The following is a 19,454-nucleotide window of genomic DNA, read 5'->3' on the forward strand; positions in this document are numbered from 1 at the left end:
TCAGCCCACCTCCGTCGCGCTCTCGCGGTCGAGGCGCCAGGAACGGGCATGGTCGTACTGGTCGTAGAGCCGGGCGAAGAGTCCACCCGTGGCCCGTAGCCCCGCAGGAGTGCCCGCCTCGGCAACGTGTCCGTTGTGGAGGGTGAGCACGTGATCGGCGGCGTCGAGGGTGGCGGGGCGGTGGGCGATGACGAGCACGGTGCGCCCCCGGTCGGCGGCCAGCCTTGCGATGGCCTGGCTTACGGCGCGCTCGTTCTCGGGGTCCAGCGCGGACGCGGCCTCGTCGATGAGCACGATGCGGGCCTGCTTGAGGAACGCGCGGGCGATGGAGACGCGCTGGCGCTCGCCACCGGAGAGCCGCGACCCGCCCTCGCCGACTCGGGTGTGCCAGCCCTCGGGCAGCCGCTCGACTACCTCGTCGAGACGGGCCGCGCGCGCCGCCTCGGCCAGCTCGGCGTCGGTGGCGTCGGGCTTGGCGAGCCGCAGGTTCTCCTCGATCGTGTCGTCGAAGAGGTAAACGTCCTGGAACACCACGGCAATGCTGTCCAGCAGTGTCCGCTGATCCAGCTCACGCACGTCGACGCCGCCGATGCGGATCGAGCCCTCCTGGGGATCGAAGAACCGGGCGATCAGCCGGGTCACCGTGGTCTTGCCCGATCCGGAAGGCCCGACGATCGCGGTCGTGCTGCCCGGCGCGCACGTGAACGACACGCCCGCGAGCGCGGGTGTGCTGCCGCCGGGATAGGTGAAGGTGACGCCGGACAGCTCCACCGACGTGCCGGGCAGCTCGGTCACCGGCCGGTCGGCCTCGGGCAATGGGGGTGTCGCGAGCAGCGCCCGGACCCTGCCGACAGCGTTGTCCATGGCGTGCAGGGCGCCGATCAGCTCCACCAGGTTGCCGAGCGGCTCGAGGAACCGGACGGCCAGCACCAGCAGTGCCACCACCTCGGCCACCCCGAGCGTGCCGTCGAGCAGCAACAGCGCACTGACGACGAGGATCGCGACGAACCCCGCCATGATGACGCCGGTGTAGGTGAGGTCGGGAGCCATGGAGCGCCGGAGCCCGCGCCGGTAGACGGTGCGGTGTTCGTCGAGTGCCTCGCGCATCCGCGTCGTGCCGGTGGAGCTCTGGCCTGCGGCTCGGAGCACCGGCTGGGCCTGCCCCAGCTCGATCGCGCGGCCCGCGATGTCCGCGGCTGCCTGCTCCAGTTCGACGTCGGCGATCGAGGCGATGCGGCCGGCCCTGCGCAGTGCCAGCAACGCGACGGGCATGATCACGGCGAACAGCAGCGCGACGCGCCAGTCCACCGCGACCGTGACACCGATGATCGTCAGCGGCGTGAGCGTCGCGGTGATGGCGGGCCCGCCGATGCTCACCGCGAGGTTGCCGATGTTGGCGGCGTCGGCGGTGGTGGCGCGGGCGAGGCGGGCCTTGTGCTCGGGCGTGAACCAGCCCAGTGGCAGGGACGCCGAGTGGTCGATCAGCCTGCGCCGCAGCTGCCCGGCGAGATCGGAGCTGGCGGCGAACCCGACCGGGGTGGCGATCACCGTCAGCACGCCGTAGACCACGAGCCCGGCCGCGGCGGCGACCAGCCACGGCGCCGCCGCACCGAAGTCGGGCTCGGGCCGCAGCAGGGCACGCAGGATCGGGATGAGGGAGCCGAGCAGCAGGCCCTGCAGCACGGCTTGTACCGCGGTGAGGGCGCCGAGGCGCAGCAGCAGCCCGGGCTGCGGGACGAGGCGGTGGAGGTGCCGGATCACGCGGTGACCCCCGCCCAGGCGCGCCGCAGGCCGGCGTAGACGCCGCCGGCGGCGACGAGGTCGGCCGCGGAGCCGGTCTCGACCACGCGCCCCTCCCGCAGCACGACGACCGTGTCGCCGCGCCCGCAGACGAAGGTCGCGACGGTGAGCCCGGAGTTGAGCCGGTCCAGCACCGACTCCGGTGCGGTGTCCGTGCACTGCAGCGCGGCGAGCGATGCGCCGGGAAGGCGCGGGAGAATCGCGAAAGGCCGATGGTAGGTCATGCCGGGTCTCCGTTCTGCTGGGCGGCCCACATGCGGGCGTAGCGGCCGCCGGCTTCGATGAGGTCGTGGTGGGTGCCGCGTTCGACCAGCCGTCCGTCCTCGAGGACGAGGATCTGGTCTGCTCCGGCAATGGTGTGCAGGCGGTGGGCGATCACGATCACCGTCTTGCCCGCGATCAAGCGCGACAGTGCACTGTGGACGGCTGTCTCGCTGTCCGGGTCGAGCGAGGCCGTCGCCTCGTCAAGCACGACGATCGGCGCTCGCGACAGGATCGCCCTCGCGATGGTGAGCCGCTGGCGCTCGCCGCCGGAAAGGCCGCCTCCGTCGCCGAGCACGGTGTTGTAGCCGTCCGGCAGCCTCTCGATGACATCGTGGATCTGCGCCGCCCGTGCGGCGGCGCGCACCTCGTCGTCAGTCGCGCCGGGGTTGCCGATGCGGAGGTTCTCGGTCACGGTGTCACGCAGCAGCATGACGTCCTGGAACACCAGCGACATCGACGACAGCAGCGTGGACGCCGCCATGTCCCGCACGTCCACGCCGCCGAGGCGGATGGCGCCGCCGGTGACGTCGTAGAAGCGCGGGATCAGGCTGGCCATCGTGGACTTTCCCGCGCCGGAGGGGCCCACCAGCGCGGTGATGGTTCCGGGCTCGCACACCGCGCTCACGTCGCGGACGGCGTCGGTGTGGCCGTCGTAGGAGAACGTGACGCGGTCCAGCTCGAGTCGGGAGCCCTCCGGGCTGAGTGGCCGGGACGGCTCGGGCAGTGGTTCCATCCCGAGCAGTGCCTCGATGTTCTGCGCGCAGACCCGGCCCTTGCGCAGTGTCTGCGTGCCGTGGATTGCCGGGTTGATCGACGTCGGCAGGCCGATCCCGACGACGAGAAACGGCAGCAGTTCCGTCATCGACAGCTGCCCGGCGTGCACGAGCGCCAATCCCGCAGCGCCGAGAATGCCGAGCAGGGCCATCTCCGAGGCCAGCAGGCGCGAGGCCGCCGTGCTGTAGCGGGTCTCGTCCGCCCACGCGGCCAGCGCCGCCGCCTGTTCGCGGACGGCCTCGCCGAAGCGCTCCAGCACACGTCCTCCGGTGCCGAACGCCTTGACCACGCCGATACCGTCGGCGTACTCGACACTCGCGGCGCTGATTCTCGACTCGGCCGCGAGGAGCCGGTTCATGTGCAGCGTCATCGACCGCATCGCGATCCGGTAGCTGATGCCGAGCAGCGCGAGCGATCCCGCGGTCACCAGTGTCATCACCGGGTTCACGGAGGCGAGGTAGAACAGTCCGAGCGCGACCGCGGTGGTGGCGCCGACCAGTTCGCCCAGCGCGTGCGCGATGAGCTGGTGCATCTCCTCGAGGTCGTTGGTCATCCGTTTCTTGACCGAGGCCGAGCCGTTGGCGCGGAACCAGCCGAGGGGCAGCGAGCCGAGGTGGCGCACCATCCGCACGCGCAGATCGTGCAGGGTGCGAGCGTCGGCGTAGTGCCCGAGCCGCGAGCTGGCGAACACGAGCACCAGACGAAGGCCCGCGCCGGCGGCGCCCAGGGCCACCCAGCCCCAGATCGCGCTCGGGGAGTAGCCGCCCGCGAGGGCCAGCGTGGCGATCTCGGCGACGGCGACGTAGGGCACGAAACCGGCGGCGGTCGCCAGCGCGGAGAGCACGGCGCACCCCACCAGGTGGGCTCGCACGGGCGCAAGCAGCCGGGCGAGCGCGCCCGTGCGCGCCAGGCCCGCGGCCGCGGCCGACGGTCTCTCGGTCGCCGGCTCCGGTTTGGGGGTCGTGGGCCGGGAGTCGGTGATGGTCATGGTCCTCCGCGGGTTCGTGGTCGCAATGAGCGAGACTGACAGCCGACTGACCGTCAGTCAGTTACTGTATGAGGTAAGGCTGCCCTATGCAAGGCCGGGGCGGCGCGCGGCCGGCGCGCGGCTGTCCGGCCGCGGGTAGCCTGTGCCTCGGTCGAAGGGAGTGCGGTGACGCGAACGAAACCTGCCGAGCAGCGGCGCAGTGAGCTGCTCGACGCGGCGGAGGCCCTGCTGCAGCGCGATGGCGCCGACGCGTTCACCGTCGACGACGTCACCTCGGGCGCCGGTGTCGCGAAGGGCACGTTCTATCTGCACTTCAGCAACAAATCCGAGCTGCTTCAGGCACTGCGCGAACGCTTCGTGCGCCGCTTCGCCGACGCGCAGCTGGCCGCCGCGCGGCAGGCGAGCGGGGTCGAGAGCGTCGAGCGGTGGATGCGCGCGGGCGTCACCGAGTACCTGCGGGAGCTGAGCCTGCACGACCTGCTGTTCCACCCGACGAGCGGGATCGAGCGGGACGCGCCCAATGCCGCGGTGGACGCGCTGGCCGAGCTGCTCGGCCGGCTCGACCCACCCGTGCCCGATCCGCCGGTGACCGCGGTGATCCTCTACTCGGCCATGCACGGCGCCACGGACCACGTGGTCCATACGCCAGCGGACGAACAGCGCGTGCTCGACGGGCTCACCCGGCTCTGCCGCGCCCTGATTCCCGCGCGCTGACCGTCAACCGGTCTCAGGGGATGTCGCGCCGCAGGGAACTCACCGTGGCGAGCGCGGCGACGGTCACGGCGTAACCGAGGAGCACCGCGAGTCCGGCGAGCGGCGGCAGCAGCGTGGTCACCGTTCCGGTGTCGGCGGCGACGGCCTCGGTCAGGTAACCGAAGTCCGTCAGCGCCGCGCTCGCTCCACCGGGCAGATACGGGTACACGGCGTTGACGCCGGGGAGCACCAGCACGACGATCTCCCCGAGCGAGAAGTAGCCGAGCACCGCGCCCACCGCGGCGAGCTGGTGCCGCACGAGTGCGCCGATGCCCCCTCCGACCACCGAGTACACGACCATCGCGGTCGCGGCACCGAACAGCGTGGTGAGGACCTCCCCCGGCGGCGCGCCGAGCCGGGTACCCGCGACAGCGGTGGTGCCGTAGAGCGCCGCGAGTGTGCCCGCGGTAACCACCAGCGCGTACCCGGCGCCGACGATGGCGAGCGCGGCCAGCTTGGCGGCCAGCACCCGGCCCCGGCGGGGTTCGGCGAGCACCGTGTGGCCGAACGTCTGATGGCGGAACTCGCCCGTCACGGCGATCGCGCCGATGAGTGCCGGAACGAACAGGGTCGTGGTGGCGAGCCCGAGCATCATCCGCACGCCCTCGTGCGTGGTGAGCGCGGGCATCGGCGGATCGAAGTTCTCCGGCCCGATCACGGCGAACAGCGCGGTGAACCCGCAGCCGAGGACGAGCGCGGCGAGCAGCGACCAGTACCACAACCGGTTCGCGCGGAACCGGAACAGTTCGGCGGCGATCAGGCGCATCAGGCGGCTCCGTTCGTGAGGCTCAGGAAGACCTGCTCGAGCGACCGCGCCGGAGCGCCATCCTCACCGGCCGCGGCGAGCACCTCGCGCAGCGGACCCGCCGTGACGAGCCTGCCCTCGGCGATGATCACCACGTCGTCGGCCATGACCTCGAGCTCGGCGAGCACGTGACTCGACACCAGCACCGTGCGTCCCTCGGCGGCGAGCCGGGTGAGCAGGTCCCGTAGCCAGGCCAGGCCCTGGGGGTCGAGCCCGTTCGCCGGTTCGTCGAGTACGAGCACACCGGGATCGCCCAGCAGTGCGGTGGCCAGCGCGAGGCGCTGGCGCATCCCCGTCGACAGCGTTCGCACCCGGCGCGCCGCGAAGGTGGCGACGCCGGTCTGCTCGGCCGCCGCGTCCAGCTGCCGGACCGGGTGGCCACTCAGCCGCGCGTGCAGCCGCAGGTGGTCCAGACACGTCATGGCGGGATGGGCCCGCATCGTGTCCAGCACCGCGCCGACGGTGCGAGTCGGATGTTCGAGCTCGGCATAGCGGCGTCCGCCGATCGTGGCCGATCCCGTGTCCGGGGAGACGAGTCCGAGCATGATCCGCATAGTGGTGGACTTCCCGGAACCGTTGGGGCCCAGGAAACCCGTGATCGCGCCCGGCCTCACGGTGAAGGAAAGCTCCTCCACAGCGCGGACGTGCCCGAACCGTTTGCTCACCCCGTCGACGTCGATCCGCATGCGCGACCACCCCCTGATTGTTCCAGTCTTGGTAATGTTACCAACCTTGGGAACAATCAGCACGGCGGGGCCCCACCATCGCGAGGCCGCTCCCGGAGCCGCGCGGCTGCGCAGGCGTGCTGGCTGAGCGGCTGAGCCGCGACGAGCCGCGAGGAACACCGCCGCGGGTCCCTTCCTGGCGGCCGCGGCGCTTCCGGCGCGACAGGCCCGCGGGGGCCGACGGTGCCACCGGCTCCCGTCGGCGAGTCCGGTCACGCCCGCCATGGTCACCCTCGCCGAACAGTCCCGATAGGACGGTCCAGCCAACGTGGCGGACCCGGCCGTCGCGGTCGGTGCGCGGACCGCCCCTCGACAGTGATCAGAGTGACGTGAAGTCCGGCTTTCGACCGTTGGAGAAGGCATCGATGGCCTCGGCGTGCGCGGGGCTGCGCATCGTGAGTGTCTCGTAGGCGATCGACGTGTCCAGGATCGAATGGGCGAGCTGCTTCAGGCCGACATTCACCGACACCTTGCTCCACCGGATGGCCTCCTGTGCCCCCGAAGCAAGGCGCGCGGCCAGTTCATCGACAGCCCGGTCCAAGTCCTCGGCCGGCACCGCGTGGTTCACGAGTCCCATGTCCGCGGCACGCGTTGCCGAGAGCTGGTCGCCGGTCAGCAGGAATTCCTTGGCTCGCGCGTATCCGACGAGCTGTGGCCAGATGATCGCTCCCCCGTCGCCGGCGACGACACCCGCGGACACGTGCGGATCGCCGATCCGGGCGTCATCAGCCATGTAGACGATGTCGCAGAACAGGGCCAACGTCGCACCGAGACCCAGCGCGTGACCGTTGACCTTCGCGATGATCGGCTTCTCCAGATCGAGCAGGGAGAAGATGATCCGCTTGGCCGATCCCATATCGAGGTAGTGTCCCGTGCGGCCCTGCTCCTCGGCGTCCGCGGCGAAGGCCTTCAGGTCGCCGCCCGCGCAGAAGGCGCGCCCCGCTCCGGTCAGGACGACCACGGACGTCTCGTCGTCAACGGCGACGTCGGTGAAGATGCGGCTCAGTTCCTCGTGGAGCTCGTGGTTGACCGCGTTGAACCGCTCCGGGCGGTTCAACGTCAGAGTCAGCACGGAACCAGCGCGACTGGCGAGGATGTTCTCGTACACGCTGTAGTCGATCACGGCCATTCATGGCTCCTTCGTTTCGCGATCGGTGGCCCGTGCCGCCGTTGCGGCCGGACGGGCGCCCCCTACCGGTTTCACCGGCTCAGGATCGTCACCGTTGCCGCGGCGGCGTCGGGTCCGAGGTATCCCCCGGCGTTCTCGGCGAGACCCGCCTGGGGCTCACCAGCCTGCCGAGCCCCGGCTCGGCCACGGAGCTGGTCCGCCAGCTCGACGACCTGCGCGAGACCGGTGGCCCCGAGCGGATGTCCTCGGCTCTGCAGGCCTCCGCTCGGATTGACCGGGAGCTCCCCGCCGATCCGGGTCGCCCCGTCGCGTAGTTTTGCCACGGCCTCGCCGGGCGCACAAAGCCCGAGTTCCTCGAGCACGATCAGCTCCGCCGGCGCGGCCGCGTCATGGCACTCGACGAGATCGATGTCCTCGGGGCCGACCCCGGCTTGCTCGAACGCACGGAGCGCGGCGGCGGGGAGCAGTTCTCCAAGCACTCCACGGCGCCCGGCCCCCACCACCACAGCGCGCAGGCGAACACCATCTGCGCCCCAACGGCGGGCCAGTTCCGGTACGGCCACAAGCACCGCGGCCGCCCCATCGCTCATGGGCGCGCACATCGGAACGGTGAGCGGGCCGCTGACCGGCCGTGCCGACAGCACCTCATCGACCGTGAGCTGCCTGCTGTACTGAGCCTTCGGATTGCGTGAGCCATGCTCACTGTTCTTGACCGCCACCCTCGCAAAGTCCTCGAGGCTGGCTCCGGCCTGTTCCATGTAGCGGGTCGCCGCACGGGCGTAGAAGTCCATGAACACCGACCCACCACCGGTCGCTCCGAGCTCGGCGAGCACTTCCGGGAGTCGTTCCTGGTCGAGAACGGAGGTCAGCGCGGCGAGGGCCTGGGCCTTGTCATCGGTATGAAGCTTCTCCACTCCGACGGCGAGCGCGGCATCCACCTGACCGGAGGCGACCGACAGCCATGCCTGGTGCAGCGCGGTCGATCCCGACGCACAGGCGTTCTCCACGTTGACGAGCGGGATGCCGGCCACCGCGGTACGGGACAGGGCGTGCTGACCTCGCACGGACTCCTGTCCCTGGAGCAGTCCGGAAAGGACGTTGGCGTAGTAGACCATCCCCAGCCCGTCCGTGGCCTCGCCGTGGAGGCCGGCGTCCTCGAGCGCCGAACCGACGGCCTCGGCGGCCAGCCCAGAGAGGGATCTGTCCGGCTGCTTGCCGAAGGCGGTCATCCCCACCCCGGCCACGACAACGTCCCGCACGGTCATTCCTCTCTCCAGTGCCAATCCTAACTAACTGACTAGTATAGTGATGATAACCGGGAACGGAAGAGTCCGGTCCGTGGTCGTGCCACGAGCCAGTGATGCGACGCGGGTGGGCTAGGCTTCGCGCGAGGAGGCGGGATGGCACGGAAGCGCGCCACGAGCGTGCAACAACTGGTCGACGCGGCTGCGCGGGTCTTCGAGCGCAAGGGCTTCGTCGAAGCGACGATCAGTGACATCGCGACCGAGGCCGGCGTCAGCAAGCCGACCGTCTACCAGTACGTAACGTCCAAGCGATGGCTGCTCGAGACCATCGTCGAGCAGATCATCTACCCACTGCGGAACAGCATCGAGGAGATCGTCGCAAGCGACCTCCCGGCACGGGAGAAGCTGATGCGTTACCTGCAGGTGCAGGTGAACTCCGCGATCCGCTACCGCACCTATTACGCGGTGCTCCACGCCGACCAGCACCAGCTCTCACCGAAGGCGCTGCGCAACTACAACTCGTGGGCTCGCGAGGTGAACCACACCGCGACCGGCCTGTTCAAGCTGTGCGCCGAGGAGGGCGTCGTCCGCCCGGATCTCGACGTGATGACGGTGGTCAACCTGATCAACGGGATGATGCTGTCGATCTCGCGCTGGTACGACAGCAAGGGACGCTTGAGCCCAGACGAGCTGCTCGAGCATGCGACACAGTTGCTCTCGGGCTACATCCTCCCTCCCGCTGCCGACTGAATCGATCTCCGCGTTCCGGGCCTCGCCACCGGGTGACCGGTTCCGCCCTGACGACGGGGCCGCGACCGCGGCTGGCCGTTGACGCCCGTACGGCACCGCCATAACATCCGTGAATCAAACCTAACCAGATAGGCAAATTTCGGGCTTTCTGTCCCGCTTGCCGACCAGATCCACGGAGGCCGTCATGAGTCGCTCGGGCACGTCGCTCAGCCGCGTTCAGATCGCCGTATTCACGCTGTTGGTCGGATGGGCCGCCGCGGCCTTGATCCCCGCTGTCGGAAACGTGCAGCCAGCCGGAGTGAGTCTGACCGCATGGCTGCTCGCTGCCTACATGTTCTGTGTCCCGGTCGTGTCGCTCCTGACGACTGACGCGCAAGACGACTGAGTACGCGCCAAGCGCGACACCACGTTCCACGGGGGTTACAAGCAAGGAGATTCGCAATGACGCTGATCATGGTGCTCGGTTACTTCGTGGTCACGGTACTGCTCGGCTGGCTTGCCAAACGGCGCGTGCGACAGTCGACGGACCAGTTCTTCATCGCCGGACGCACGGTGGGAACGTTCACGAACTCCTGGGCATTCCTCGCCACGCTCGCGAGTGGTGGCACGATCATGGCCGCGGTGGGAATGACGCTGTTCCTCGGCCTGCCGTACACGGTGAGCCTCGCCGCGGGCGCAACCTTGGGATTCGCTGTCGCAGCCTTGCTGGTGGCCCGGCCGCTACGCCGCGTGGGAAAGTACACCGTTCCCGACTTCTTCAACGAACGCTTCAACAATCCGCTGATCAGGGTGGCCGCGCCCATCATCATCGTCATCGCGAGCGCGGCATACATGGTCGCCCAGCTCACCGGATCCGGGATCATCGCGAACGCCATCCTCGGCTGGGACTACAAGCTGGGAGTGCTGGTCACCGGCCTCATCTTCGTCCTCTACACCTCCTTGGGCGGCTTTCTCTCCGTCACCTGGAACGACGTGCTGCAAGGCGTCCTGATGGTCGTGATGGTGGTGACCTTCGCGGTGGTGGCCTACTTCTCGGTGCCGAGCTTCGGTGACGTCTATGCGCGAACCATCGACGAGTTTCCGTCGTACGGCGCGGTGGGCGGCGCGCTGTCGAACTGGTCCTACATCGGTGGGTTCGTGACCTCGGCGACCAGTATCTGCGTGCTCCCGCACGTCATCATGCGGGTCTACTCGGCACGCAGCACGCGATCGGCTCGACTTTCGTTGAACTACGCCATGATCCTGTACGGCGTGATCGTGCTGTCGGTGGCGTTCGTGCTCACCCCCGTAGCGGCCACCCTGCCGAACATCGCGGAGCTGAAGCCGGATGCGGTCTTCTTCGCGCTCTCCGCGTCGGTGCTGTCCCCGGCGTTGCAAGGACTCATGGCAGCCGCCGTCCTGGCGGCGGTCATGTCGACCACCGCCGGGCTCCTGATGGCGTGCAACTCCGCAATCGGCAACGACCTCTACGCGCGGGTGATCAACCCACGGGCCTCGTCGAAGCAGGTCGTCCGGGTGTCCACCGTCTCGACCTGGGCGGTCGGCATCATCGCCATCCTGTTCGCGTTGAATCCGCCCGAGTTCCTGGTGGTGCTGTACGTGGCCGCCGTCGGTTTCCTGGCTTCGGCGTTCTTCGCGCCGATGATCCTCGGCATCTGGTGGCCTCGATGCACTTCCATCGGCGCGGCGGCCGGCATGGTCGCCGGGGCAGGGGCGTTCCTGGCGTGCTATCTCGGCCTCGATCTGCCGAACTCCTCCGAGGTTCTCATCGGCATCCCGGTCTCGATCGTTGTCACGGTGCTCGCCAGTCTCACTGGTCGACCTTCGGCCCGAGAGCAGGCAGTGGTGGCCAAGGTCCGCGGTACCGCCACGGCTGCCACGGCCGGTGGCGACCACTGAGCCGACGCCGGTAGCCGCCGCGACGTCGGCAAGAGACTCCGGATGGGGTGGGCTTCGTCGAAGGCCTGCCCCATCCGGATGCTCGGCCGGCTCGCCGTGACGCGGACCCCGCCGTACGGGCAGTTGATCCCACAGGCGTCACCGCCGAGCCGCAGGCGTCGTGGCCCGTGCACAAAGACTCCCCGCGCGAAGTGCCGCGCGGGGAGTCGGTCATAAGGGCCGAACCCTATTGCGCCGCCAACCGGGTAGCGGCGTCGAGCCGGATGCACTCGCCGTTGAGGTAACCGTTCTCGGCGATGTTGCGCACCAGCTGCGCGAACTCAGCGGGCCGGCCCAGCCGACGGGGCTCGGTGATCATCCGGAGCAAGCCGTCCTGGACCGGCGCCGGCAACCCTGCCGCCATCGGCGTCTCGAACAGTCCCGGGGCGATCGCGTTGACCCGGATCCCATGGCCGGCGAGGTCACGGGCTGCAGGCAGGGTGAGACCGATGACGCCGGCCTTGCTCGCGGCGTACGCCGCCTGTCCCGACTGCCCTTCGTACGCCGCGCCGGACGAGGTGTTCACCACCACGCCCCGCTCGCCGTTCTCCGGTTCGTTGCGGAGCATGGCGGCGACGGCGAGCCGCATCACGTTGAAGGTGCCGCTCAAGTTGGTCCTGATCACTCGGTCGAAGTCTTCGAGGGCCGCCGGGTGGCCGCCGCGGGAGACGATCTTCGCGGCACCGACGATGCCCGCGGTGTTGACGTTCAGGTGGATGGCGCCCAACTGGCGCAACACCTCGTCGACGGCCCGCTCCACATCGTCCGGATCCGTGACGTCCACGGCCAGGGCGAGTCCGCCACCGATGTCGCGGACGGTCTCCTTGGCCTGTGCCTCATCCCGGTCCAGCACGGCGATCGCGACGCCATGCTCGGCGAGGTCCGCGCAGACCGCACGCCCCAGGCCCGAAGCGCCGCCGGCGACGAGCGCCACTTTGTTCGTGAGTTTCATGGAGCCTCCTCAGTCGTCATCGGCCGTTCAGCGGCCACTGAACCTCGGGGCGCGTCGTTCCACGAACGCTCGCAGTCCCTCGTCGAAGTCCCCGCTGCCGGCCGCATACCGCTCGCACTCAGCGAGCTCGAGTGCGAGAGCCTGCTCCAGCGGCTGATCCAGCCCCTGCTCCACCACCCGCTTCATCGCGGCGAGGCCGGCGGCGCTGTGGGTGGCGAGCTGTTCGGCCAGCTCCTGCACCCGCGCGCGCAGCTCGTTCGCGGGCACGACCTCGTTGACCACGCCGCAGTCGCGCATGCGCACCGCGTCCCAGGACGCAGCGGTGAACAGCAAGTACTTGGCCCGGTTGCTGCCGAGCTTGCGCGGCAGCCGGATCGCGCCGCCCCCGCCAGGAAACATCCCGTACCTGGCGTGGCCATCGCCGATCGCGGCGTCCTCCGAGGCCAGCACGAGGTCGCAGGCGAGCATCAGCTCGAAACCGCCGGCGACGACGTTGCCGTGTACCGCGGCGAGCACCGGCAGCGGGTGACGGGTGATCGCGGTACAGAGCTCGGAGACGGAGCGCAGAAACCCGGACAGCTGCCGCGCTCCGGCCCCGTCCGGGTCCCGGGCCAGCACCATCTTCAGGTCGGCCCCCGCGCAGAACGAAGGGCCGTTCCCGGCCAGGATCACCACACGGGCATTCCGGTCGGCCTCAGCCTGCCGCAGCCCGTCCGCGATCCCGGCGACCACGTCGGCCGACAGAGCGTTGTGGGCGGCAGGACGGTTGAGCGTAATCCACGCCGCCGGGCCACGGAGTTCGTAGAGAACGGGTGGCTCGGCGTTGTCGGATTTGGACTCGGACACGATGTAGCGCGCTCCTCACTCCCCCGACAACACCGCGCCGTCGGAGGATCAATCGGATGGTTCTGGTAGAGATCAGGCCCGCCCCAGTCCGTCGGCGGCCGCGAGAAAACGTTCCCGCACCTCGCGGCGCAGCACCTTCCCGATCGGGGTCTTGGGCAACGCGTCGGCGAACCGGACAGCCGTGACCTTCTTGTACGAGCCGACCCGTTGCCGGGTCCACTCGATCAGCTCCTGCTCGGTCACCTCACTGCCCTCGCGGACCACGACCACCGCGTGCGGGGTCTCGCCCCACTTCGGATGGGGGACGCCGACAACGGCGGCCTCCTGTACGGCGGGGTGGGCGGCCAGCGCGTTCTCGAGCTCGGCGGGCCAGATGTTGAACCCTCCGGAAATGATCAGGTCTTCCTTGCGGTCGGCGAGATAGAGAAAGCCGTCCTCACTCAGGTATCCCATGTCCTTCGTCCGGACCCCGCCGTCGGGGGTGAACCGGGCCGCGGTCCCGGCCTCGTCTTTCCAGATGCCCGACATCGTGCACGGTGCGTGTGCGACGATCTCTCCGACCTGGCCGGGCGGGAGGACGTCGCCGTTCTCGTCCTCGATCCGCACGCACGCGTTCGGACTCGGCCGGCCCGCCGAGGAGAGCCGGTTCCGGTCCGACGGGCCGTCCACCCGGTGGTGCCGGGGCGTGAGCACCGCGATCGGGACGACCTCGCTCTGGCCGTAGAGCTGATACATGATGTTGCCCCACAGGCCGAGCGCCTTGACGAGCGTTGTCTCCGATATCGGAGCCGCGCCGTACATGACCGCTCGCAGACTGGAGAGGTCCTTCGTCCCCGCCGCGGGATGGTCGGTGATCATCTGGATCATCGTGGGCACCACCAGGGTGGTGGTGACCCTTTCCCGCTCCACGAGTTCGAGGAAGGATCCCGGGTCGAAGCCCGGCATGACGATCGTGGTCGACCCCGCGGCCAGCAACGGATAGATGAACATGCCCGCAGCGTGCGTGAGTGGCCCCGCGGCGAGATAGCGATCCTCCTCGTCGAAACTGGGCAGCACCATCGCGAACTCGTTGCCCATGCCCATGGTCGCGCGGACCGAGATCACGATTCCCTTGGGCAGCCCCGTGGTACCCGCGGAAAACCGGATGACGTGCGGATCATCGTCGCCCAGCCGCACGTCAGGTTGCTCGGGGGACGCCGCCGCGAGCACGTCGTCGTACCGGCTGGCTCCGGGTGTTACGTCGGCATCGCCGAGCACGATCACGTGGCGCAGTCCGGTGATCTCCTCGAGCTGGCCTGCCATCCGTTGGTAGTGGCCTGACTGGATGATGAGGGCCTTGGCGCCGGTGTGCTCGATCAGGTACCGATGGCGCTCGGGCGCGTCGTGGGCGTGCAGCGAGCAGCGAACGAAACCTCCGATCGCCGTCCCGACGATCTGCTCCAGCGATTCGAGGCAGTTGTCGCCGAGCAGGGCGACCCGGTCGCCCCGCTCGAGACCACGGTCGGCCAGCGCGTTCGCCAGTCGGCTCGCTCGTTCGCCCAGCTCGGCATAGGTCAGGGTCCGTTCCTCGCATTTGACCGCGATCCGATCGCGGTAGTCCTGCGAGACCCTGCGCAGAAGTCGTGCGGGATCCATGCCTTCTCTCCCTAGTTGTCGCCGCCGACCGGCACATCGACCGTGGTCGCCACCAGCGAGGCGGTCCCGGTCAGCCCCTGGGCGGCCTCGAAGAAGCCCTCGGCGACAGCGAGGAGCAGTTCGGTGCCGTCGGCACCGCCGAGGGCGCACGAATAGAGGTTGGCGCCGCCCGGTGCCGCGATCTCGTCGGTGATCCGGCCGTCCGGCGAGACCCGCACGCATCGCCGCCCCGCGGCGTCGGCCACCCACACGTGGTCGTCGCGGTCGATGGTCAACCCGTCCGGAGCCAGTTCGAGCGCACCGAGCATCTCGGCGGCGCCGCCCGGCTCGGGCGTGTCACCGAACTGCGCCAGGGTGCGCCGGTCGGTGAGCGATCCGTCGTTCTCGATGGTGAAAGCGGTGAGCCTGCCCGCGAAGGTCTCGGCCACGACCAGCGTGCGCCCGTCAGCGGTGACCACGATGCCGTTGGGACACCAGAGGTCGGACGCCGCGACCCGCGCGGTGCCGTCGGGGTCCGCACACAGCAGGTCGCCGGGCACAGGGTCGGCGCCGTCGACGATGGCGAAGCCGATGCTGCCCACCCACGCCCGTCCGGCCCCGTCCACGCACGTGTCGTTGATCCAGTGCTCCGAAAGCCCGGAGAAGTCGGCGTGCTGGGTCACCTCCCCGTCCGGGGCACGCCGCAGCAACCGTCGGTCCCTCATCGAGACCACAAGCATCGAATCGTCGGGGAGCCAGCCGAGCCCGGAGCACAACGCGTCGACGCACATGATCTCGGACGACTGCCCGTCCCGATCCAGGCTGAGCACAGCGCCGCGGAACGCGTCCGACGCGTACCAACTGCCGTTGTGCCAGCGAACGCCCTCGAAATAGTCGCCGCCCGTGGCCAGCGTGCGGAATTCCGTACCCACGTTCTTGCCCTTTCGGTTGGGACGGCACGATGGGCGGCGTCGCAGTACCACCTGCCCGCACCCCGGTCGCGCCTCGTACTCACAGGCCGTACGACCTGCCGATGATCTCGCGCTGGATCTCGCTCGTACCGGCGTACACCGTGCCCGCCACCGACTCCCGGAGGTGGCGTTCCATGTCGTGTTCCTTGGTGTAGCCGGCACCGCCCAGCAACTGCATTCCCTCGATGGCCAGCCGCTTGGCGGTCTCGGTGACCTTGAGCTTCACCATCGATGCCTCGCGAGGCACCTGGCGGTTCGGATCTTCATCCAATTTGGACGCGAGATCGTAGACGAGCAGGCGACAGCACTCCAACTCGGTGGCGAGATCGGCCATCCGGTGCCGGATCGCCTGGAAGCTCCCGATCGGCCTGCCGAACTGTTCTCGCTGGCGCACGTATTCCAGTGCGTCGTCGAACGTGCGTCGCGCACGACCGAGGAACATCGTGCCGCACATGAGGCGGTCGGTGTTGAGGCAGCTCATCATCTGCCTCCACGCCCCGCCGACCTCGCCGATGACGCGATCGGCAGGCACCACCACATCGGTGAAGTAGACGTCGTTGACCTCGTCGCCGCCCAGGGTGGGGATCGGCCGCACCGTCACGCCCGGAGCGTCGGCGGGCACGTCGAGCATGGTGATGCCGCTGTGCTGATCCTCGCCCTGGCCGGTGCGGCACAGCACGAGGATCCGCGAAGCGAGGTGCGCACACGAGATCCAGGTCTTCTGCCCGTTGATGACGTAGTTTCCGCCACGCAACTCGGCCCTGCAACGGAGTGATGCCGCGTCGGACCCGGTGTCGGGTTCACTGATCGCGGTCGCGAGCAGCTCACCGCGGCACACCGACGTGAGAATGTCCTGCTTCTGCGACTCGGTTCCGAACCGCTCGACGACGGAGGCGCTCACCAAAGCGACCGCCAGTCCGTACAGCGGCGCCTGGCCGTACGCCAACTCCTCTACCAGGTGACACGCATCGGTGGCGCTTCCGCCGCCACCTCCATACGCCTCGGGCAGGGCACAACCCACCCAGCCGAGGTCGGCCACCTCCTGATGCAGCGGTTGGCTGTGGGTCAGCCGGCCGCCGTCCGTCAGCGCCAGCCGCTGCTCCCGGGTGCCGCATTTGCGTTTGGTGAACTCCCGCAGGGCGGCGACGAACTCCTGCCGCCCCGCGTCAGCGGCTGTGACTGTCTCCATGCTCGATCCTCTCGTGCAGGTACGGGCCTTCGTCGCCCACGTGCTCACGGGCCGCCACGACACCTACGCGGTGCCGCCGTTGTCGATTCGGTAAAGCAGGCCCGATGTGAACGAGGACTCGTCACTGACGAGGTGGACGGCAACGGCCGCGACCTCTTCCGCGGTTCCCCATCGACCCTGCCTGGTGGCGAAGTACTGGTCGACGCTCATGCCGAGCCCGCGTGCCAGGACGTCCGAGCCTTGCGCTGCCGCGGCGGTCTGAATCAATCCGGGGACGATGGCGTTCACCCGGATTCCGTCCTCGCGGAGCTCGACCGCGGCCGTGCGGGTCATCGCTTCCACGCCGGCCTTGGCAGCCGAGTACGCGGCCATCCCAGGCATCGCCCGGCCGGCGGCAATCGAGGAAAGGTTGAGAATGGCTCCTCCGCCTCGCCGGATCGCGCGCGCGGCGTGCTTGATGCCGTGAAAGGTGCCATCGAGGTTGACCTGAACGACCCGCCGCCACTGCGTCTCGTCCAGCTCGATGATCTTCGAGCCGACGCCGAAGCCGGCGTTGTTGACCATGACATCCAGCCCGCCGAGCTCCGCCACGGTTGAGTCGATGGCCTTGGCCACCTCGGAGCTGCTGGTGACATCGCACGGGACGAACCGACACCTGGGCCCCAGCCGTTCGGCCAGCGCCTTGCCCTCCACCTCCTCGACGTCCGCGATGGTCACCGCGGCGCCCTCGGCGACGAACCTGGCGACGATCGCCGCTCCGATGCCGTGTGCCCCGCCCGTCACCACGGCGACCTTGCGCGTCAGTCGACCGGTCATGAGCGTGCCCGGATGATCGGCCGATACTCCGGCTTGCCCTTCTCCCCCGCGTAGACGTCGTGCACCACGAAGGAGTTCGGGTTGCCGAGGAAGAGGGAGTGGTTGGTCACCAGGACGCGGTCATCCAGGAACGCCACCGAGGCCGGGTCGTCGAAGGGAACTTCCTGGAGCTGGTTCTCCAAGAGGTTGGCCGGGTTGCGGCCGATCTCCCGGCCCTGCGGGGAAACCACGACAACCGACTTCGCGAGCGCCATGGCGATGTAGATGTTGCCCGACTCCGCGATGGCGAAGCCGTCGATGCCGTCCAGCGGCTTGCTCTGCCAGAAGGTCTCGAGTGCTCCCGGACTGCCGTCCGGCCGGATGTCGAGGGTGTAGAGCTTGCTGGTGTCGACCCGCGGCAGGGGCCCGTCGAAGGGTCCGGTGAGAGTCTGGGCGAACATCAGCGTGTCCTCGTCCACGAACGCGATGCCGTTCGCGCCGAGAACGCTTTCGATGCGCGGATCGGAGAACCAGACCTCGGCCTTGCCGCCGCCCGGCGGAACGCGCCAGATCAGGGCCTGACCGACATCGGTGACGTAGAGCGAGCCGTCCGGGCCGAAGGTCAGCCCATCAGGCACCACACACTGGGTGACCAGCACCAGGGCGGGAAGCGACACGCAAAGATCCTTCACCTGATGGAACGTCGCGTAGTCCCGCTGTTCGCCGGTCCTGGGATCGAGTGCGATGACCCGCTGCGGGTACCGATCGAGTGCGTAGACGATGCCGTCGCCGTCCTGAGCGAGACCGACGATCCCGGCGCCACGATTCGGGTCCTGGCCTTCGATCACATACTCTCGGGTCAGGTGCCCGCCCGGGTCATAGGCGAAGATCTTGGAAGGCCCCTTGGGAATCTCGGTGATGTGCTGCTGGGTGCCCACATAGACGGTACCGTCGTCGGCCACCGTGATGCCCTCTGGGTGACCCGGATCCGGAACTTCGGCGAATACCCTTATGTCAAGCCATTCGCGTTCAGTGGCACCCGTTTCGGCCCCAGCGACGGCTCCGGTCGCGCCTCCCCACAGGGCAACGGTGGCGGCCATCGCGGTCGCCAGCAAAACCGCCGATCGCCGCCTCCGCCCGTTCGCAGAACACATCGTTGTGCCTTCCTCGTCCTGGTTGTCCACAATAAATTTCCTTACTGGTTAGTCAAGATAATAGCATCGGACCCGAAGGCGTCAACACCGGCCACCACCAGGGCTCACAGCCGGGCAGCGCCGTCTTCGCGTGCTCCGAGCTCAGCCCACCGGGGCCGGCAATCGACCTGGACCGCGAGACAGACCAGCTCTGGGTCACCGACATCACCGAGCATCCGGCCACCGACTCCGCGGCAACGAGCCGACCTGGCCACCTCCGCACTCGGGATGGCCATCGAATCCCGCGGCACCGCCGACCAGGTCCCCGGCGGTATCATCTACGGCGACCACGGCACCCAGTTCACGTCCTGGACCTTCACCGAACGCGCCCCTCGCGCCGGCCGGCTGCCATCATCGGGCACCGTCGGCGATCCGTACGACACGCCCTGGCCGAAGCATTCTTGCCCTGCATGCAGACCGAGCTACTCGATCGGCAACGCTGGCCGACCCGCGTCGAACTCGCCAACGCGATCTTCGAGTACATCGAAGGGTTTTACAACCGCCACCGCCGACACTCCGCACGGGACCGGATGAGCGTGCGAACGTCGCGCCGCCGGCGCGTTCGTGGGACTGAACAACGTGGCGGCCCACGTGGCTCCTGCGACACTTGGCATCGTCTCGGCGGGGAAACGGGCGAGGACGGGTAAGGGTCGACGTCCCCTTGTGACGTGGCGTGTGCGTGCGTCAGCTCCACCGTGATCGCTTGAGGCAAGCGATTTCCCCT

Annotated in this window: 18 protein-coding genes and 1 pseudogene; 5 read left to right on the plus strand and 14 right to left on the minus strand. The window is 69.0% G+C overall.

Annotated elements, in window-relative coordinates:
- From DI005_RS17195 to DI005_RS17205, 3 genes are read right to left on the minus strand one after another with little or no spacing between them, the layout of a single operon-like run.
- Window positions 1-1,761 carry an ABC transporter ATP-binding protein gene (locus tag DI005_RS17195; protein WP_113642807.1) on the minus strand — a complete coding sequence of 587 codons (1,761 nt, stop codon included), beginning with the start codon at window positions 1,759-1,761 and terminating at the stop codon, window positions 1-3.
- Window positions 1,758-2,024: a hypothetical protein gene (locus DI005_RS17200; RefSeq protein ID WP_113642808.1), complete on the minus strand. Its 267-nt coding sequence runs from the start codon at window positions 2,022-2,024 to the stop codon at window positions 1,758-1,760. The genes DI005_RS17195 and DI005_RS17200 overlap by 4 nt, the downstream gene beginning before the upstream one ends.
- Window positions 2,021-3,826, minus strand: coding sequence for an ABC transporter ATP-binding protein (locus tag DI005_RS17205; RefSeq protein ID WP_112273597.1), 1,806 nt, complete (start codon window positions 3,824-3,826; stop codon window positions 2,021-2,023). Before DI005_RS17205 ends, DI005_RS17200 begins: the two co-directional genes overlap by 4 nt.
- A 165-nt stretch (window positions 3,827-3,991) precedes the next feature.
- On the opposite strand from DI005_RS17205, the gene DI005_RS17210 reads away from it, so the two are divergent.
- Window positions 3,992-4,540: a TetR/AcrR family transcriptional regulator gene (locus tag DI005_RS17210; protein WP_113642809.1), complete on the plus strand. Its 549-nt coding sequence runs from the start codon at window positions 3,992-3,994 to the stop codon at window positions 4,538-4,540.
- A 13-nt stretch (window positions 4,541-4,553) separates the two neighbouring features.
- On the opposite strand, the gene DI005_RS17215 is transcribed toward DI005_RS17210, so the two are convergent.
- The 4 genes from DI005_RS17215 to DI005_RS17230 form a co-directional block, all read right to left on the minus strand.
- Entirely contained in the window at window positions 4,554-5,345 is a 792-nt protein-coding gene (locus DI005_RS17215; protein ID WP_112273599.1) for an ABC transporter permease, read from the minus strand.
- The gene (locus DI005_RS17220; RefSeq protein ID WP_113642810.1) at window positions 5,345-6,070 is read right to left on the minus strand and encodes an ABC transporter ATP-binding protein; all 726 of its coding nucleotides are present in this window, start codon (window positions 6,068-6,070) and stop codon (window positions 5,345-5,347) included. The genes DI005_RS17215 and DI005_RS17220 overlap by 1 nt, the downstream gene beginning before the upstream one ends.
- 358 nt (window positions 6,071-6,428) lie before the next feature.
- Window positions 6,429-7,238: an enoyl-CoA hydratase/isomerase family protein gene (locus DI005_RS17225; RefSeq protein ID WP_112273603.1), complete on the minus strand. Its 810-nt coding sequence runs from the start codon at window positions 7,236-7,238 to the stop codon at window positions 6,429-6,431.
- A gap of 71 nt (window positions 7,239-7,309) precedes the next feature.
- A complete protein-coding gene (locus DI005_RS17230; protein ID WP_233520172.1) occupies window positions 7,310-8,503 on the minus strand; it encodes a beta-ketoacyl synthase N-terminal-like domain-containing protein in 1,194 nt (397 codons plus the stop codon).
- Window positions 8,504-8,638: 135 nt separating this feature from the next.
- On the opposite strand from DI005_RS17230, the gene DI005_RS17235 reads away from it, so the two are divergent.
- The 3 genes from DI005_RS17235 to DI005_RS17245 all read left to right on the plus strand — a co-directional run bounded on the left by DI005_RS17235 (window position 8,639) and on the right by DI005_RS17245 (window position 11,131).
- The gene (locus tag DI005_RS17235) at window positions 8,639-9,232 is read left to right on the plus strand and encodes a TetR/AcrR family transcriptional regulator (RefSeq protein WP_113642811.1); all 594 of its coding nucleotides are present in this window, start codon (window positions 8,639-8,641) and stop codon (window positions 9,230-9,232) included.
- A 184-nt stretch (window positions 9,233-9,416) separates the two neighbouring features.
- Window positions 9,417-9,617: a hypothetical protein gene (locus DI005_RS17240; RefSeq protein WP_113642812.1), complete on the plus strand. Its 201-nt coding sequence runs from the start codon at window positions 9,417-9,419 to the stop codon at window positions 9,615-9,617.
- A 56-nt stretch (window positions 9,618-9,673) separates the two neighbouring features.
- Window positions 9,674-11,131 carry a sodium:solute symporter gene (locus DI005_RS17245; RefSeq protein ID WP_113642813.1) on the plus strand — a complete coding sequence of 486 codons (1,458 nt, stop codon included), beginning with the start codon at window positions 9,674-9,676 and terminating at the stop codon, window positions 11,129-11,131.
- Window positions 11,132-11,357: 226 nt separating this feature from the next.
- Here DI005_RS17245 and DI005_RS17250 read toward each other — a convergent pair whose 3' ends face one another.
- The 7 genes from DI005_RS17250 to DI005_RS17280 form a co-directional block, all read right to left on the minus strand.
- On the minus strand, window positions 11,358-12,104 hold the full coding sequence (locus tag DI005_RS17250) for an SDR family NAD(P)-dependent oxidoreductase (protein WP_369973594.1): 747 nt from the start codon (window positions 12,102-12,104) through the stop codon (window positions 11,358-11,360).
- A gap of 45 nt (window positions 12,105-12,149) precedes the next feature.
- On the minus strand, window positions 12,150-12,968 hold the full coding sequence (locus DI005_RS17255; RefSeq protein ID WP_113642814.1) for an enoyl-CoA hydratase/isomerase family protein: 819 nt from the start codon (window positions 12,966-12,968) through the stop codon (window positions 12,150-12,152).
- Between the two features lie 72 nt (window positions 12,969-13,040).
- Window positions 13,041-14,603, minus strand: coding sequence for a class I adenylate-forming enzyme family protein (locus tag DI005_RS17260; protein ID WP_113642815.1), 1,563 nt, complete (start codon window positions 14,601-14,603; stop codon window positions 13,041-13,043).
- Between the two features lie 11 nt (window positions 14,604-14,614).
- Window positions 14,615-15,514, minus strand: a complete 900-nt coding sequence (locus DI005_RS17265) for an SMP-30/gluconolactonase/LRE family protein (protein WP_158559823.1) — start codon at window positions 15,512-15,514, stop codon at window positions 14,615-14,617.
- A 79-nt stretch (window positions 15,515-15,593) separates the two neighbouring features.
- The gene (locus DI005_RS17270) at window positions 15,594-16,742 is read right to left on the minus strand and encodes an acyl-CoA dehydrogenase family protein (RefSeq protein WP_113642817.1); all 1,149 of its coding nucleotides are present in this window, start codon (window positions 16,740-16,742) and stop codon (window positions 15,594-15,596) included.
- A gap of 63 nt (window positions 16,743-16,805) precedes the next feature.
- Window positions 16,806-17,525: an SDR family NAD(P)-dependent oxidoreductase gene (locus DI005_RS17275; RefSeq protein WP_158559824.1), complete on the minus strand. Its 720-nt coding sequence runs from the start codon at window positions 17,523-17,525 to the stop codon at window positions 16,806-16,808.
- Between the two features lie 29 nt (window positions 17,526-17,554).
- Window positions 17,555-18,721, minus strand: coding sequence for an SMP-30/gluconolactonase/LRE family protein (locus tag DI005_RS17280; RefSeq protein ID WP_147263855.1), 1,167 nt, complete (start codon window positions 18,719-18,721; stop codon window positions 17,555-17,557).
- A gap of 152 nt (window positions 18,722-18,873) precedes the next feature.
- Between DI005_RS17280 and DI005_RS38990 the strand changes: the two are divergent.
- A pseudogene (locus DI005_RS38990) lies at window positions 18,874-19,377 on the plus strand (transposase); the annotation flags it as partial.
- Window positions 19,378-19,454 lie beyond the last annotated feature (77 nt).

The sequence above is a fragment of the Prauserella sp. PE36 genome, from assembly GCF_003311655.1.
Lineage (GTDB): Bacteria > Actinomycetota > Actinomycetes > Mycobacteriales > Pseudonocardiaceae > Prauserella_A > Prauserella_A endophytica.